The organism is Nocardia brasiliensis NBRC 14402, assembly GCF_000308475.2.
Taxonomy (GTDB): Bacteria; Actinomycetota; Actinomycetes; order Mycobacteriales; family Mycobacteriaceae; genus Nocardia; species Nocardia brasiliensis.
This window is the reverse complement of the sequence record NZ_BAFT02000051.1, coordinates 1-1177: the sequence shown is the minus strand read 5'-3', so window position 1 is coordinate 1177 and position 1177 is coordinate 1. Positions and strand designations below refer to the sequence as shown.

The window sequence follows — 1177 nt, the reverse complement described above, 5'->3', positions numbered from 1 at the left end:
TTCGGCTGTGTCGGGATGGCGATCCCAAGCCGGCGGTCCGGAAGCTGGCTGCGCAGTTGGGGGTGCATCACGAGGCTCTGTGTAACTGGATCCGCCAGGCCGAAGCTGATTCCGGTGAACGTCATGACAGGCCGACGACCGACATGGCCGAGGAGAACAAGCAGCTGCGCAAGCGAGTCGCCGAACTCGAACGCGTGAATGCGGTATTGCGTGATGCGAGTGCGTATTTCGCGTCGGAGCTCGGCCAGACCCGGAGGTGATCGTGCGGTTGGTGAAGGATCACCCGCAGCACTCGGTCGAGCTCGTATTGCGGGTGCTGGGTATCGCGTCGTCGACGTTCTATGGATGGCTGCAGCAGGCGAAGAACCCGTCGCGGCGGCGGCTGGCCGATGAGCAGTTGCTGGCTCAGATCGTCGATATCTACACCAGTTCCGGCGGCACCTACGGGTTCCGCGGGTGCATGCGATGCTGCGCCGCCGTGGTATCGCGGGGCCGCAAACGAGTCGAACGGCTGATGCGGCAGGCGGGCTGCAGGGCGCGTTCCTGCGCAAGAAGTGGCGTATCCCGTCCACGCGGCAGAACTCACGGGCGCGACGCCGGCACCGGATCTGGTCCACCGCGACTTCACCGCAGAGACCCCGGACCGGTTGTGGGTGGCGGATGCGACGCGGATCCCGACCGGCGAGGGCGTGTTCTGGCTGGCAGCGGTCCGCGATGCGTTCTCCAACCGGATCGTGGGCTGGAAGTGCTCGGATCGTTGCGACACCGAACTGGTACTCGGTGCCCTGGAATACGCGGTGTGGGTGCGGGACGTGCGTGACGGCAGCTGGTCCATCATTCCGACCGCGGCTCGACCTACACGGCAATTCGTTTCGCCAATCGGTTGGCAGACAACGGAATCGCGCAGTCGATGGGATCGGTTGGCGACAGCTACGACAACGCGCTCATGGAGAACTTCTTCTCCACGTCGAAGACCGAACTGGTCTACCGGAACTCCTGGCACACAAGGGAAAGATGCGGAGAACGCACTGTTCTCCTCCATCGACGGCTGGTACAACACCCAACGCATCCAGAAGAAGCTGCGCTGGCGATCACCCGACGAATACGAAGCCAGCTACCATCACCGCGTTCCGGCCGGAACCAGATAATCCGCTCTCCGGCTCAACGGGGAACCTCA

At 63.6% G+C, this 1177-nt stretch carries 2 protein-coding genes and 1 pseudogene; all 3 read left to right on the top strand.

Annotated elements, in window-relative coordinates:
• Positions 1–260 (top strand): transposase (locus TY25_RS15775; protein ID WP_042256958.1); only part of this gene is annotated, 260 nt, incomplete at its 5' end.
• A pseudogene (locus TY25_RS44670) lies at positions 257–529 on the top strand (hypothetical protein); the annotation flags it as partial. The gene TY25_RS15775 and the pseudogene TY25_RS44670, both read left to right, overlap by 4 nt.
• Before the next feature lie 25 nt (positions 530–554).
• The gene (locus TY25_RS41685) at positions 555–1148 is read left to right on the top strand and encodes a DDE-type integrase/transposase/recombinase (protein ID WP_106386969.1); all 594 of its coding nucleotides are present in this window, start codon (positions 555–557) and stop codon (positions 1146–1148) included.
• Positions 1149–1177 lie beyond the last annotated feature (29 nt).